The sequence below is a fragment of the Acinetobacter sp. TW_SC_4 genome, assembly GCF_054861205.1.
Genome location: NZ_CM142174.1, coordinates 1,006,324 through 1,021,345, shown reverse-complemented (window position 1 = coordinate 1,021,345; position 15,022 = coordinate 1,006,324). Strand labels below are relative to the sequence as shown.

General features: G+C 42.5%; 9 protein-coding genes, 1 tRNA gene and 2 pseudogenes. 3 read left to right on the top strand and 9 right to left on the bottom strand.

The genetic code is table 11. The features are described from left to right. Positions 1 to 13: 13 nt before the first annotated feature. Both ACWM1W_RS04795 and ACWM1W_RS04790 read right to left on the bottom strand, forming a co-directional pair. Positions 14 to 1,993 (bottom strand): phytase, encoded by a 1,980-nt coding sequence (locus ACWM1W_RS04795; RefSeq protein ID WP_214001424.1) that lies wholly within the window; start codon positions 1,991 to 1,993, stop codon positions 14 to 16. A 76-nt stretch (positions 1,994 to 2,069) separates the two neighbouring features. Further along, positions 2,070 to 4,556, bottom strand: a complete 2,487-nt coding sequence (locus tag ACWM1W_RS04790; protein WP_214001425.1) for a TonB-dependent receptor — start codon at positions 4,554 to 4,556, stop codon at positions 2,070 to 2,072. A gap of 324 nt (positions 4,557 to 4,880) precedes the next feature. On the opposite strand from ACWM1W_RS04790, the gene ACWM1W_RS04785 reads away from it, so the two are divergent. Together ACWM1W_RS04785 and ACWM1W_RS04780 are read left to right on the top strand one after the other, a co-directional pair. After that, positions 4,881 to 5,807, top strand: coding sequence for a diguanylate cyclase domain-containing protein (locus tag ACWM1W_RS04785; protein ID WP_214001426.1), 927 nt, complete (start codon positions 4,881 to 4,883; stop codon positions 5,805 to 5,807). Beyond that, positions 5,804 to 6,805: a helix-turn-helix transcriptional regulator gene (locus tag ACWM1W_RS04780; protein WP_005234808.1), complete on the top strand. Its 1,002-nt coding sequence runs from the start codon at positions 5,804 to 5,806 to the stop codon at positions 6,803 to 6,805. Before ACWM1W_RS04785 ends, ACWM1W_RS04780 begins: the two co-directional genes overlap by 4 nt. A 71-nt stretch (positions 6,806 to 6,876) precedes the next feature. Here the strand turns inward: ACWM1W_RS04780 and ACWM1W_RS04775 are convergent, their stop codons facing one another. From ACWM1W_RS04775 to ACWM1W_RS04760, 4 genes and pseudogenes are all read right to left on the bottom strand, one after another. Beyond that, positions 6,877 to 7,566: a hypothetical protein gene (locus ACWM1W_RS04775; RefSeq protein WP_228301717.1), complete on the bottom strand. Its 690-nt coding sequence runs from the start codon at positions 7,564 to 7,566 to the stop codon at positions 6,877 to 6,879. A gap of 35 nt (positions 7,567 to 7,601) precedes the next feature. Beyond that, positions 7,602 to 9,113, bottom strand: a complete 1,512-nt coding sequence (locus ACWM1W_RS04770) for an alkaline phosphatase (protein WP_214001428.1) — start codon at positions 9,111 to 9,113, stop codon at positions 7,602 to 7,604. Positions 9,114 to 9,127: 14 nt separating this feature from the next. After that, entirely contained in the window at positions 9,128 to 10,744 is a 1,617-nt protein-coding gene (locus ACWM1W_RS04765; RefSeq protein ID WP_214001429.1) for an alkaline phosphatase, read from the bottom strand. A 137-nt stretch (positions 10,745 to 10,881) separates the two neighbouring features. Next, a pseudogene (locus ACWM1W_RS04760) lies at positions 10,882 to 10,992 on the bottom strand (IS5/IS1182 family transposase); the annotation flags it as partial. Between the two features lie 119 nt (positions 10,993 to 11,111). Here ACWM1W_RS04760 and ACWM1W_RS04755 point away from each other — a divergent pair. After that, positions 11,112 to 12,046, top strand: a pseudogene (locus ACWM1W_RS04755) (IS5 family transposase). A gap of 237 nt (positions 12,047 to 12,283) precedes the next feature. Here ACWM1W_RS04755 and ACWM1W_RS04750 read toward each other — a convergent pair. The 3 genes from ACWM1W_RS04750 to ACWM1W_RS04740 all read right to left on the bottom strand — a co-directional run bounded on the left by ACWM1W_RS04750 (position 12,284) and on the right by ACWM1W_RS04740 (position 14,999). Further along, positions 12,284 to 12,374, bottom strand: a tRNA-Ser gene (locus ACWM1W_RS04750). Between the two features lie 87 nt (positions 12,375 to 12,461). Then, a complete protein-coding gene (locus ACWM1W_RS04745; RefSeq protein ID WP_034170455.1) occupies positions 12,462 to 14,498 on the bottom strand; it encodes an NADPH-dependent 2,4-dienoyl-CoA reductase in 2,037 nt (678 codons plus the stop codon). Positions 14,499 to 14,645: 147 nt separating this feature from the next. Further along, on the bottom strand, positions 14,646 to 14,999 hold the full coding sequence (locus ACWM1W_RS04740; RefSeq protein ID WP_034170456.1) for a hypothetical protein: 354 nt from the start codon (positions 14,997 to 14,999) through the stop codon (positions 14,646 to 14,648). Between the last annotated feature and the right edge of the window lie 23 nt (positions 15,000 to 15,022).

Here is a 15,022-nt window from a genome sequence, read left to right as displayed (position 1 = left end):
ACTAAAGCGCTATTTAGTCCAAATGCAGCGCTTGAGCGATTTTTTCCCAAGGCACATATTTAAAGTTCTGATTGGTTTCAGGCATACGTTTACGTCCGTCTTGTATCACCAACATGCCTCGCTTCCATTTGCCACCAAAATTTAAGGAACTCACATCCAGTCCATCTGTTTCAGACACAGCGTCAATGCCTTTTTCGGTATTGATGCCAATACGAAATGCGCCACGAACCGTGTAAGGTGCAGCGGCATCAAGCACCACAAAGCTGTCATTGCCTTGGCTTGAAACCACCAAATAACTTTGGTTTTTGCTGTGATAAAGTCCCATTCCCTCAATGTCATCATGCATCACCTCTCCTACACCTATCACCTGCTGCATAGGAAGCTGAGTTTTTGGGTTGAGATCTTTTACCCACACCGCGACATCTTCTTCACCCAAGAAAATACGCCCTGTGGCATCGTCTACGACACAGCCTTCAGGTTGGGTTTTCACTGAAAAACGTTGTACTTCTTCAGCCCTTAATTTTTGCTGTGCAGCCGTGATGTGGTATTGAATAAAAGTCCCGCTTTTATCGTTGGGAATGGCATAAATTTCCCCTTGAGCATCGCGGTACATGCAAATGCCATAAATATCATCCAATGTGGTCGCTAACTCGCCAAGCACAGAAACCTTGGCCGTTTTGGGTTGAATCGCAAAGAGATGCAGGCTGTTATGATCTCGGTTCGATGCCACCGCCAAATCGACTGTCTGATTGCCCCATTTAAAACCGTGGCGTACATCGACATTATTCAATCGCCCTACTGGCAAGTACTGCACAGTTTTACCCTGTAAGTCGTTAACCTGTAGACCACCTTGTTTATCTGTCGCTAAAATACGGGACTGACTCGGCTGTGCAGCGTTATGCCAAATCGCAGGATCATCAGCCGCGTCACCTGTACTTGGCACACCCTCCGTCTGCACTTCTGCTGGAATAGTAATGATATTTTGAGCTTTGGTCTGGGTTTGAATTTCCCATTCTACATCTGTCACTTTCACGGTTTTATCATCTAAAATCAGCAAGGATTTATCAGTTAAATTACCTTGAACACTCAAAGTCTCTGCTTCTTTCACCGTGTCTAGTTGTAAAGGCGGCTGTGCTTTCCATTGCTTATCTTGCTTTTGATAACGATAAAGCAAAGGTTTTTCTGCATCGAGTACCGCGACATGATCATCTACAATCGCAATTGCAGAAGGTGAACCTTGAATCGAACCAAAGGGTTGCACGAGATCCACCGCCTGACGCACCATGTCTGCTTCAGAATGAGCTGGATATGCCCAAATGCCAACATTCGCTTCATTAATAAACAACTCTGCTGTGGCATCATTCACTTTGCATACACTACTAGCAGGTGGAAAACTGAGACGGCGTACCAACTGTGGTTGAACCAAAGCCTTCTCATGCTGAGCCACCAACCATTGTTCACCAAGCCCCTCTTCACCTACTAAAAAAGCAAAACTCAGTCCTTGAGCATCGGTATATAGGCAAACATCTTCAGACTTAAATGAACGCTTTGGAATAAAACTAGGTTTGTTCCATGCTTTATTTTTTAAGTTCATGCTCATCAGTTGAATTTGCTGTTGTTGCAAATTCGACGCAGCAATCAATAAATGCTCCGAACCAATCCGATAATCAAAACGCCCAAACTGACCTTGAATTTGATGTAGTACATTTTGTTGATCATCTAAAATTTGTAGCCCTTTATTTTTACTGCTCAACAGCGCGGCAACTTCAGGCCATGCACTCAAGGTTAACCATTGTACATCCTCAGTTTTCGCCCCATTCATGTCGACTTCACGTAATTGCAACTTCGCTGCCATAGGCTGATCTATTGGTATTTCAACCGAGCTTAACGACTGGCTATTTTGCGGAGCTTGGGACACGCTGTGCTGACTGCATGCGCTCAATAACAGCAAGCAACTGCTTAAAGCAGACCATTTAAAAGATGAAAATTTCATAGAGATACTCAAAATTGGGCAAGGAACCTCAGGTCTGCTTCTGTTGAGCAAACCTGAGTACTAAATTTAATTCGACTTAAAAATGGGTATAGGTCAGTGCCAGTTTGTAAGCTGGGCCATACTCTTCATATTGCGCGTTATAAGCCTTAGAACCTGCATAGTTGTAATAATGCTCATCGGTGATGTTTTGTATATCAAACTTGAGCTGTAAGTTTTTAGATAAGTTCACATGACTACTCAAATCAAGGAAGATTTGGTCATCGGTATAAATATCTTTTTCAGGTGTATCAATGTCACCAAGTTCATACAGATAACTCGATTTATAATTTGCTGAAAGTCGTACACCAAAACGTTCATTTTCCCAGCCAAGCATCGCATTCGCCACCACATCCGACTGATTTGGCAAATGAATACGACGGCTCAGAAGTTCACCATCTTTCATCGAATCAATATCCGCCTCTGACTTACTAAAGGTGGTATTTAAACCCAACAAGAACCCGTTCCATGGTGCTCCTAAGTGGTCAAATTTTTGTGAATAGGAAAACTCCATTCCATAGAGTTTGGCACTTTGACCATTTTTATAAGTCACAGCTTCATCAAAGTCAGCCCACTGACCTGTCCCTGCAATATTGGTGTTATAGATAAAATTGTCGATATCTTTATAAAAACTATAAAAACTCACCATACTGGCTTTGCCAAAATACTTTTCTACACCCAAATCAAAGTTAGAAGACTCTAAAGGCTTTAACATTGGGTTACCAAACTCAGCTTCATCACCATCTATGTAAACACCTGGCGCACTTTGCGCAAAGTTCGGACGCACGACACTATTGGTCCATGCCGCACGCAGGTAGGTATTGTCCGCCAATTGATAACGCAAATGTAAGCTTGGCAACCAATGATCATAGTCATTTTCATATTTGGTCGCAGTGATCACATCATCATTAAACTCAAAACCATGTGCTTCGAAGTTGGTATTTTCATAACGTAAACCAGCAATCACACGCAATTGATCCAAATCAATCGTATTCATGACATAAGCCGCTTGTATGTCTTCATTTGACTTAAAGTCATTAATGATGGAGCCATCCGCAACCACATAGTCAGCAGCATTTAGCCCATTTATTTTGTCCTGAATGGCATTTTCATTGATGCTTGGGCCAAACTGTCCCAGTTCATAGTGACTGTTTGAATTGAAATCTGAACTTGACGTGCTGAGGTCTTTATATTTCCACTCATCGGTATTATTGGTTTTCTCACGTTGACTGATTTTGCCCCCGAACTTCAATGCAGCAGCATAATTCCCCAACATATAGTCTTTTAAAAAGTCTAATTTACCGTTGTATTCTTTATCGGTGGTTTTAGACTTTTCCCACGACACCGAATCTAGCTCATAGTTGGCAGCATCATAAAAATCTTGATCTGCTGTTACAACTGGCTTTTGGGTACTGCTAAAGCCAACATTTCTAAACTCAGCTTTATATTTCGCCCCCGAAATACCACCCGGATTTTCCTCCGATGCTTCGCTATAACCGAGTTGACCTTCTACCGTCCAAGTACCGAAACCTTGCTTTCCCCCTAAAACAAAGGACTGAATTTCTTGCGTTTCAACACGACTTTTTAATGAGCGAGTGACTTCGGCATCTCCACTTTGCCCCGCAGTTTGCGGATCGGCAAATTCAACTGAGACTTCTTGACGCGATTCGGTATCTTTAAATCGGCTATATAAAGTTCTTAAATAGTATTCGCCTGTGTCATTGGGGCGGTAATCAAAATTTAGCCCCGCACCAATGCGCTCCCGCTCGATGTCATATTGGCGCATTGCGGTTTCTTCAAGTGCATCGCCATCCCAAGCCCCGCCCGTTTCAACATTGTCCGAGCCAAATTTTCGGTTTTGATAACTCAGTGCCAACGCTACCCCAAGGTTGTCTTGCCCCTCACCAACACTGAAACGGTTACTGATGGCACCCGATGCTTTAGGGCTATATTTTTCCCGTTTTTCATCATAACCACCTTCAACCGTTCCCGTATAAAACAAACCGTCATGGTCAAAGGCTGATAAACTTTCGACTTGCACCGTACCGCCTAATGAGTTGGCATCCATATCTGGTGTCAGCGTTTTCACCACAGCCAAAGACTGCACCAGCTCTGATGGTAAGACATCCAATGCCACGCCACGGCGATCGCTTTCAGGCGCGGGAACCAAAGTACCATTGATGGTCACTGCATTTAAGTCAGCACCTAAACCACGAACTGAAACAAAACGTCCTTCGCCTTGGTCACGCTCTGTAGATACACCCGGTATCCGTTGCAAAGCTTCTGCGGCATTATCATCGGGTAATTGTCCGATGCCATCGGCATGTACCACACTGCTGATTTGGTCGGCACGTTTTTGTTCTTTGAGTGCTTTATCCATACTTGCAGCTTGGCCAATGACCTGTACATATTCCACCGTGTTATCTTCGGCATGTAGATGCGTCATGCTCAGCATTGACAGGACCAGTGTACTGAGCTGAAAACCCGCACGCTTATGTTTCATGAAACGGTTCTGATTATTTTGCATTATGTTCTTCCCCTCAAGCCAAAGTGGCATGGTTTGAACGCACAATAGAAATTGAATGTGAACATGATGTGACAGTGCCTTTTACCACCTGCCCTTTTTATTTGTTTTTGGTCATTTTCAGCAAAAAGTGAGCTAATTTGATCTGTATAGAGAAAATTCTGAGCATACAGAATGATGCATATTCACCACAAAGATAGGGTTTTTCAGCATTTTTATTCTCAAAAATCAAAAATACCCTGATCTATTTTGACTCTAGCCTTTGCCATCAAACTGTCATCTAAATCTGTTTAGCTTGGGCGAAAATAAATCATTTCAAAAAATGCTATGCCTAAATACTTTGCTTACTACCGCTGGCCTTTGTTATGTGTAGCGACTGCCTGTAGCTTATCTCTCTGGTTATTTATCTTACTTGGGCAGAGCAAGTCGTTTGCTGAATGGAACTGGGTCGATATTTTAGGTGAAGGGGGAGCAACTGTTTTTATTGCTATTTGGATTTTCTTTATTATTAAAAGCCGTCCTTTAGGCCGTGTAACCAACTATATCTTTTATGGACTGTGTTTTATTTTTTTCCATATGTGGATGGACAGCTTAGATGAATTTATTCGCCTGCCTAAAGAAATCATGTGGGATGCATGGCTTGAGTCCATTCCTTTTCCAATTGGACTGTGCCTATTTACCATCGGGATTTATTTTTGGCATCAAGAAGAACTGGCGATTTCTAAACACATGCAAAAACGAGAACGTATTTATCGGGATCACCGTTTATTCGATGCACTCACCCCTTTAGCCGATGCTCATTACTTTAAAACACAGCTCAAAGCTGCAATTGAGCAGAACTTGCATGAACCCAGCGACATGTCCGTCATACTGCTAGATATGCATAATTTTAATCAGATTAATCAAACATATGGCTTTGATGAAGGCACATCTATTTTACAGCATGTTTCACAATTGATTAGCTTAAACTTACGACCACAAGACCTGCTCTGCCGCTTCGCAGGAGATCGTTTTATTATGTTGTTACCAGAGACGAAGCTACAACAGGCTGAAAAAATGGCAGCTCAACTTGAGCGCATGCTTATGGTCAGTGCTTATTATCAACGTGATCTGTCCGCACACATTCCTTTAAAAGCACTCACGACCTGCTGTTCAGTAGGGCAATACCAAACTGCTCAGCAACTTTTGAGTGCATTAAATCAGCAATTGCTCCAAGTGAAGCAATACTACTCACCAAAGCGAGTCGCGGTATGAGCTTTGAATGCGACTACAGTTACATTCCTGCGCATCATCAATTATCTATTTTAATTGATTTAGCAGTCAGCCATGAGGTCGAACATCACGTCCTACTTAGTGGTAGCGGTATTTTCTTGGAAGATATCTTTTCAGGGCAAAAGCTGATTAGCCAGCAACAGTTACAACAAGTTTTAACAAATGCTGAGCAGTGTTTTCGCAATCAGGACATCAGTTTTTTATTCGGTCAACGCAGCCTAACCACCCCCTTTAATGACGCCATTAAATCCATGCTGTATGCATCGACCTTCGATGAGGCGCTTAGCCGTTATTTAACATTTTCCGCATCTGTTTCACCGTGGTTATGCCCTCGACTCATGTATAGTCAAAGCCATATTCATATTTATTGGTTAGATGAAAACAAGCTTGAAAATCGCTTTTTAATCGAAAGCGCAATGAGTGCAATACAAGCATTTAGCCGTCAACTGTATCAAACCAAGTTAGCATGGAAATTCGAATTTAATTTTTCTGAACCGGATTATATTGAACAATATTGGACGCATTTAGGCAGTGCTTTAGAGTTTAATCGCCCGATCAACATGATGAGCCTGCCTCGTGACTTGGTCCATGAAAAACTTCCCAATGCCTCTTCGACCTTAGCTGCAATCAGTTATCAACATGCGCTGAAAGAAATGACAGCTCAAAATATTCAACAGAGTTTTTTGCTCAGTTTGCATCAATACTTCATGCAAAATATTCAAAATAATATTCAACTTGAACAAACTGCTGATTATTTTCAAATGAGTTCTGCCACCTTAAAACGTAAACTGAAAAAGCATCAGACCCATTTTCAGGCGCAACTCGATCAAAGCCGTTTGCATACCGCCATCATTTTATATCGTGTGCATGGTTTTAAAACTGAACAGATTTCTCAGTATTTACAAATTAACGATGCCACTAATTTTCGACGTGCATTTAAACGTTGGAGTGGTTTAACAGTACAAGCGGCACAGTCCTAACCACTTATTTTCCCAAAAAATCACGGATATTCCTGTTGTAACGCCGAAATTAAAAGCCAAAAACTCATCAGCTAATCACTAAAGTCCGCATAGTCACGTTCGCTGTATTTTTCTGTTTGCGTCCAAGGTGTAGCAACATGTTGGCCAATTTTGCGCACGGTAAAGGTTTTAGCATAGCCTGAGGTCGGTTTGAGCAATTCATATTTTTGAACCAGTTGATCCTGTTCATTCCATATAATATTCAACGTTTGCCCAGCACTGCGTATTTGATAATGCGCTAACTTCGGATCACGTTGAATCAATTGTGCTCGCTTTAAAATGTCAGGATGAATCAAACTATATTCACAGCGCCAACAGTTTTTCATCCCTAGCATTTCTTGATCGACATCCTGCAATTGCACCCGCATTTTTTCATCTGGCAAAATATAAAAACGCTGAAACGGACTTTCTACGTTTGCTTGTCCGACTACATCTTTGCGCTGCATCCACTGAATTGCACTGTCAAAACTCTCATGCTCATGGGTGTCTGTTTTGGCAGATACATGAGCATTGCTATGTGTCTGGGCTTCGTCAGCATGCGTTTGAGTGTTTAAACGTTCAATCCAGATATTTTGCGCATCTCGAATCATTTTCTCACTGTATTTTTGAATGGTCGTGACCCCATTGGCATCCAACCGTTCAATCTGATAATCAATACGATATTCATCGGCCGACCATACCCATGGACTGAGCAAACTGAAAGACAATGCTAAGAACTTCATTTTGAATTTGAACGGCCGTATAAATCTTGTATCCATTAGAATCCAAACGCCTTTTTCAATTGCTCAAATACCCATGTATTTTCTTGTGTGCCTTTGAATAGATTTGAATTCTTTCCTTCAGCAAACAGCATCACATCTCCGCCACCATGTGTTTCGCTTTTCGCCAGTTGTACCCCGACTTCTTGTTTATAGTCGTCAGCAAAGGCTTGCTCGTTGCTAATACTGTCACGAATATCTAAACGCTTGCCCGTGCCATTTCCAAAAACGAGTGTCGTTCCTGTTGCTCCATTTACATCGCGGTATGGATTATGTACTTGGCCATCAGCCAGCACTTTGCTGTAAGCATTTTGCTCTTTTGCAATATTATAGTCATAGCTCAGCCCCAAAATACCTGGATTAGTCTCCGTCGTTTGACCCGTTCGTGCGGCATAACCATTAAAGGTCATCACATGGTCATGGTCTGCCGTCACTACAACCAAGGTATTGCTCAAGTCCACTTTATCCAGTGCAGTTTGAATTGCATCATTAAATGCCTTGGTTTCCTGCAATGCCCGTTTGGCATTATTGGCATGTAGTGCATGGTCAATACGCCCACCCTCAACCATCAAGAAATAGCCTTGTCCATGACTCTGTGCTTGCAGTGCATCAATCGCTTTACTGGTCATCACCGCCAGACTCGGTTCAGTCTTTATATTCTTCTTGAGTCGGTCCAAATCATAATTTAAATGCGACTGTGTGGAGAATACGCCGAAAATTTTCTGAGTATTGACCGTCTGTGCCAAATCACTTTGGCTTAAAACGGTTTGATAACCCTGCTGTTTAAACTCTACCAATAAATCACGGCCATCCAAGCGCCCTTTGGGGTTAGAGGCTGCATCATAAGGCGTCCAGTGATTTAAGCCACCTCCCAGAAGGACATTAATGCCATCCAATAAGTTTGGATTATAAGCTTTACCTTTTGGAACAGCTTGAAGCGCAATATCGTATTGTGCATCACGATGACAAATATGTGCATAGGTTGCCGCAGGTGTGGCATGGGTGAGTTCAGTCGTCGTCACTACGCCAACCGCTTTTCCCTTCTTTTTTGCCAGTTCTAAAATACTTAACGCAGGCATCCCTGCGACTATACTACTGCCCTGTTCTGGACAACGGTTGATGGCTTTAGCTAAGCTTTTGCCATTCGGCAATTTTCCATCTTCAGGTTCGACCGCAACCGTTCCTGTTGTCATGGCAATCACTTCATTTTTATTTTTCTGCCCAGTCATATAGGCGCCCATAGAGGGAGCACTATCTGTGGTTTGACCATCCTCAGAATAGGTTTTAATCCGTGCTGCGTGCTTCATGCTGTCCATGGCCAGTTTGCCATTTTCCCCCACAGCATAAATACGACTTGCCGTCACTGTGGTTGGTCCCATGCCATCGCCTAAAAAGAATATAACGTTTTTCGTCGGCGTAAGTGTGGTTTCAGCAGCATACAAAGCACTTGAAGAAATCGACGCTGTAAGCAGAAGCTTCATGTATGGGATGGTTTTTAAAGTATGTTTCATATGGTATCCCTCTGCTATAAGCCTGTGATCTTACGAATAAGGTGATTGACCTCAATATTTTCAAGGCTACCCGAGAACTGATCTGCCCCCTGACCAATCGCACCTAAAAACACATCTGCACCACCATGCGTTTCTTTATCTTTATAGCCCGTTTGAATCACAGCTTCTTGTTGGAAATCATCCGCAGCAGTGCCCGTACACCAACCCGTTTCAGCCAAAGGATAAGTGAAACTATATTTTTCACCTTGTGGTGCCTTTGGCCCTTTTACAGGATGACAGACATCAGTGTCTTTTAAGTTCAGGACCAAGTCATCCATACGGTTTTGAGTGGGGCGTTTTTTGCCCGTACCAAAACCGATAATCGGATAAGGTTGACCATGAATATCTTGAGCAAAGCCCGCTTGATCATAGTTTTTTACCAATCCAAGCACGCTGGTTTCCTTACCTTCGACGTATTTTCCTGTGCGCTTGGCATAACCATTTAAAACCAAGGTGTGATCATGGTCGGCCGTGATCACAATCAGTGTATTTTTAAGTTCAGGATCACTTTGTTTAAGCTTTTGAATGGTTGCTTCTAAAGCATCATTTAAGGCAATCGTGTCTTGTAATGCGCGCTTGGCATTGGTGTCATGCAGCGCATGATCTATACGCCCTCCCTCCACCATCAGGAAAAAACCTTTTTTATTTTGCGTCAGGATGTCTAAAGCAGACAGCGTCATTTGCTTGAGACTCGGCTCTGCCAAGTTTTTCTTGGTGCGATCCAAGTCGTAATTTAAATGGCTGTGATTAAATAAACCCAATAATTTTTCATTTTTCGCCAGTTGCACTTGGGAGAGTTGGTTTTCATCAAAAACCACGCGGTAGCCTGCCTTTTGCATCTCGCTAATTAGATTGCGCCCATCAGTACGTTCTCCACCTGCATCTTTAGGCAAAAATTGACGCTTACCTCCACCTAAAACCACATCGACCCCATCTTTAAGTTTGAGGTTATAGCTTTGATAAGCATCGCCTTTTGAACTCGGGACTAACTGTGATGCAATATCATTTTCAGCATCACGGTGGCAAATATGAGCATAAGTTGATGCTGGTGTGGCATGCGTGATCCGCGTAGTGGTCACAACGCCTGTCCCCCAACCCTTTGCTTTGGCTAATTCGAGTAATGTCTGTGTGTTTTGCTTATTTTTGTTTTGAGGGTTACTCGCACACTGGTTATTCCCTACTGAGTCAGGTTCAACCGCAATTGTCCCTGTCTGCATCGAGATCACCTCGTTTTTCATCTTTACACCGGTCATGTACGCGCCCATCGAAGGTGCGCTGTCCGTGACTTGTGCATCCTCAGAAAAGGTACGAACAAAGGCCGACTCAGGCAGCCGATCAATCGCCAACTGACCATCTTCACCAACAGCATAAATACGTGAAGCAGTAAGTGTGGTGATGCCCATACCATCACCCAAGAAAAAGACCACACGTTTCGGTTGTTGGACTTTTTCTTGTTGGAGCTGTTGTGCTGTATTGGCCTGTTGATTTCGCGTTATCGTCGTACTTTGACAAGCAGTAAGCAATATAGCGCTGAAACTTATACATGCCACGCTGATTGTTTTTAATTGGAATTTTTCAAGAGAACAGATCATGGCATCAACCCATCTTAATTTAGCTGGACCATACACAGCGGATATTTAAGTAAGATGACACATAAATATTAATACGATTTATTAAAAGCTTTATTGCAAATAAGATACCAATAGTGGATCACTTTCATAAGTGATTTTTAACTCAATCCCATATTGTAAATTCCAGTGATTAAAATAAATCTCAGACCAAGTCTTTTGCATCTATTTCGATAATGGTCAGCCAGAATTTCAAAGGTCTTAAGGCGACCAAATACGTACTTAATCCCGATTCTTCTTGTATTAATCTCTCGATTGTACATTTTAAGTTTAGGATGGCTTTGTTACACAAACCTATCTTTAAAGGCTTATTCCACAATATAATTTTCAAATGAATAAGCTTACACCTAAAATTTATCGTACAACCAATTGGTCTTCATATAACCGAGCACTCATTAATCGTGGAAATATTGCCATTTGGTTTGATCCTGCTACGCAATGGTATGCCCCATCAAAAGGCAAACAAGGACGAAATCAAACTTACTCTGACACAGCTATCCAATGTTGCCTAATGATTAAATCTCTCTTTCGATTGTCCTTGCGTATGGTCACTGGCTTTGTTCAAAGTCTCATCCATCTTTGTGGGTTAAATTGGGTAGCGCCAGACTACACTACAATTTGTAGACGACAACAGCGTATTGATACTACGATTGGCTATCAAAAAAGTAGTGATGGACTACATCTACTTGTCGACTCTACTGGCTTAAAGTTTATAGGTGAAGGTGAACGGAAACGAAAGAAACATCAGCCTGAATATCGTCGACAATGGCGCAAACTTCATATTGGTATTGATATGCCGACACCTTGCAAATACGTGCAGTACAGCTCACTACAAATAATGTGAGCGATTCACAAGTACTCGATGATTTACTTACTCAAATTCCTTTAGACGAACGAATTGATTCGGTCTATACCGATGGTGCTTATGATACGAAGTACTGCAGACAAGTCATTTTAGATCGAGATGCACATGCGGTCATTCCACCAAGAAAAAATGCGAAGCCATCGAAAGATAAAAAGATGGGCTCGCTAGAACGCAATGAATTGCTTCGAACAATTAAGCGTTTAGGAAGAACTATTTGGAAGAAATGGTCAGGCTATCATCGGCGAAGTTTGGTTGAAACCAAGATGCATTGCATCAAATTGTTGGGGGATAAACTCAGTGCGAGAAATTTTCAAAGCCAAATCAATGAGATTCATGCACGTGTGGCAGTATTAAATAAATTTACGGACTTAGGCAGACCACATACCCGAGTTGTCACTTAAATTTGAGTAGATATGAGAAATCTTTACTTTTAATTCTTTGTGCAACAAAGCCATTAAGAATTGTTTTATTAAGAATATAGTTAGTTTTAAATACAGTTTTTAAACTACATTCCTTAGTTTTCTAAATACAGCTAAAAATAGCCAATCCAATCCAAAATTTGATGAGGGGTAGGTTGTGGGGGTAAAATCATAGACAAGAAAAAAGCCCTTGCAAATACAAGGGCTTAATTCAAAATTTGGCGGAAGCGGTGAGATTCGAACTCACGGAGGGGTATAAGCCCTCGTCGGTTTTCAAGACCGGTGCATTAAACCGCTCTGCCACGCTTCCATGTGCGCAATAATACGGAGCTTTTAGGCGACTGACAAGTGAAAATTACAGTGAATCTCATCAACTGCATATAGTTTCATCAAATCCTTACAATTTTGCTGCCAATTCTGCCCCTTCACGAATTGCACGCTTGGCATCCAGCTCAGCAGCCAGCTTTGCTCCACCAATAATATGGTAATTCGCTAAAGTCTTTTGATCCTCTGAAGGCATGACATCTTTGACTGACTCCTGACCAGCACAAACGACGACCGTATCTACACGCAGCAACTGATCATGCCCATCCACTTCAATCCACAAACCTTCATCCGTGATCGATTTATAGTGCACGCCGCGTAACATGCGCACGCCATGTTTTTTTAGTTGGGCACGATGAACCCAACCTGTGGTTTTACCCAAACCTGCTCCTAAAGCAGTAGTTTTACGCTGTAATAAATAAATTTCCCGGACTGGTGGCTCGAGTTCTGCTGGCTGCAGTCCGCCTTCACTTACATAATTAGCATGCAGATCTACACCCCACTCCCGTTTCCATTCATCTACAGGTTGTGGTTGCGGCTGATGCGGGGGCTTTAATAAAAATTCTGATACATCAAAACCGATTCCACCGGCACCAATGACCGCGACACGATCTCCTACTGGTGCACCGCGCAATACTTCAGCATAAGACAGAACTTGAGGTGCATCACTACCGGCAATTTTCAATTCACGCGGAACAACGCCCGTAGCAACAATGACTTCATCAAAACCTTCGCGTTCCAATTGCTCCCGATTCACTCGAGTATTTAAACGGACATCTACCCCAGTTTTTTCCAGTTGTACTTTAAAATAGCGAATGGTTTCATGGAATTCTTCTTTGCCTGGAATCACTTTGGCCAGATTAAATTGCCCACCCACTTCACTAGTAGCTTCAAACAAAGTCACATCATGACCGCGGCTGGCAGCGACTGTGGCTGCGGATAAACCTGCCACACCACCACCCACCACGGCAATCCCTTTAGGCTTTTTGGTTTTGACATAAACCAGTTCGGTTTCATAACCAGCACGTGGATTCACTAAACAGGTAGCGCGTTTATTTTTAAATGTATGATCCAGACAGGCCTGATTACAGGCGATACAGGTATTAATTTCATCAACACGATTGGTTGCTGTCTTATTCACCCAGAATGCATCTGCCAATAGTGGGCGTGCCATTTGCACCATATCTGCCTGACCCGATGCCAAAATCGCTTCAGCAGTTTCTGGCATATTAATCCGGTTCGATGCAATGACTGGAACAGTAACATGCTTTTTGACTTCTGCGGTGTAATCTACGAATGCAGCACGAGGAACTGAAGTGACAATCGTCGGAATACGTGCTTCATGCCAGCCAATACCGGTATTCAGCAAAGTTATTCCAGCCTTCTCTAGTGCTTTAGCCACTGTAATCACTTCCTGCATAGTATTGCCATCATGCACCAGATCTAGCAAGGACAAGCGGAAACAGATAATAAATTTTTCACCAATTTCAGCACGGATTGCTTTAACAATCTCCACCGCAAAACGCATGCGGTTTTCAATTTCTCCACCCCAGCGATCAGTACGCTGATTGACGTGACGGCTTAAAAACTGGTTAATCAAATACCCTTCAGATCCCATGATTTCCACGCCGTCATAGCCCGCTTTTTTAGCCAGTTTTGCAGTTTTAACATAGTCCTGAACCGTATCCAGAATCTGGTTTTCAGACATCTGACGTGGTTTAAAAGGTGAAATTGGCGATTTGATCGGGCTCGCAGATACCACAAAGGGCTGATAGCCATAACGTCCGGCATGCAAAATTTGCAACAGAATCTTGGCCCCATGCTTATGCACGGCATGCGTAACCAGTCGGTGCGGTGCAACATCACCCAAGGTATTCATCGTTCCACCAGCAGGCAATAACCAGCCCTGACGGTTAGGTGAAATCCCGCCAGTAATCAGGAGACCCACACCACCTTTGGCACGTTCACCAAAATAAGCTGCCAGTTTAGGATAATTATAAAACCGATCTTCCAAGCCCGTATGCATTGATCCCATCACCACACGGTTTTTAATCGTGGTGAAACCCAGATGTAATGGTTTTAAAATATTTGCATAGCGCGTCGTTGTCATAAAATATCCCTGATTCTTATTTGGCTAAAAGCTTAAATCTTATCCATGTACTTTAACTGATTTTTAGAGGCTTTTTATGACTATCAGGTCCGCTTTCTCAGGCACAAATACCAATTGTGATATTTATGCCGTACCTTAATGGTGAATTTATTGCTGCCATTGATTTTTGCTCGATTTCCATAAGGCAATTACACCGAGTACTGTACCAATGGGAAAACTGAGCAGCATCAGGATCGCCATAATTCTGGACAAGGTGCGTCCTGAACCATTGCCCTGTTTTACCTTGAGACAGGCCTGAATATTCAAAACAATCAGCACAGCCAAAAGTAGCAACACAATAACCAGACTCAACATGGAAATCGTCGACTGCTGATATTCCAGATATAAAAATGCAACCGTACTAAAAACCAGCAAACCGGCATAGATTCCATGCACAATCGACAGGGTTTCATTTTTGGCAGCCGGTTGCAGATTAGGTAAAGGAGGAATATTTGGGCTCATGAGGGCTATCCTGAAGATGTTTT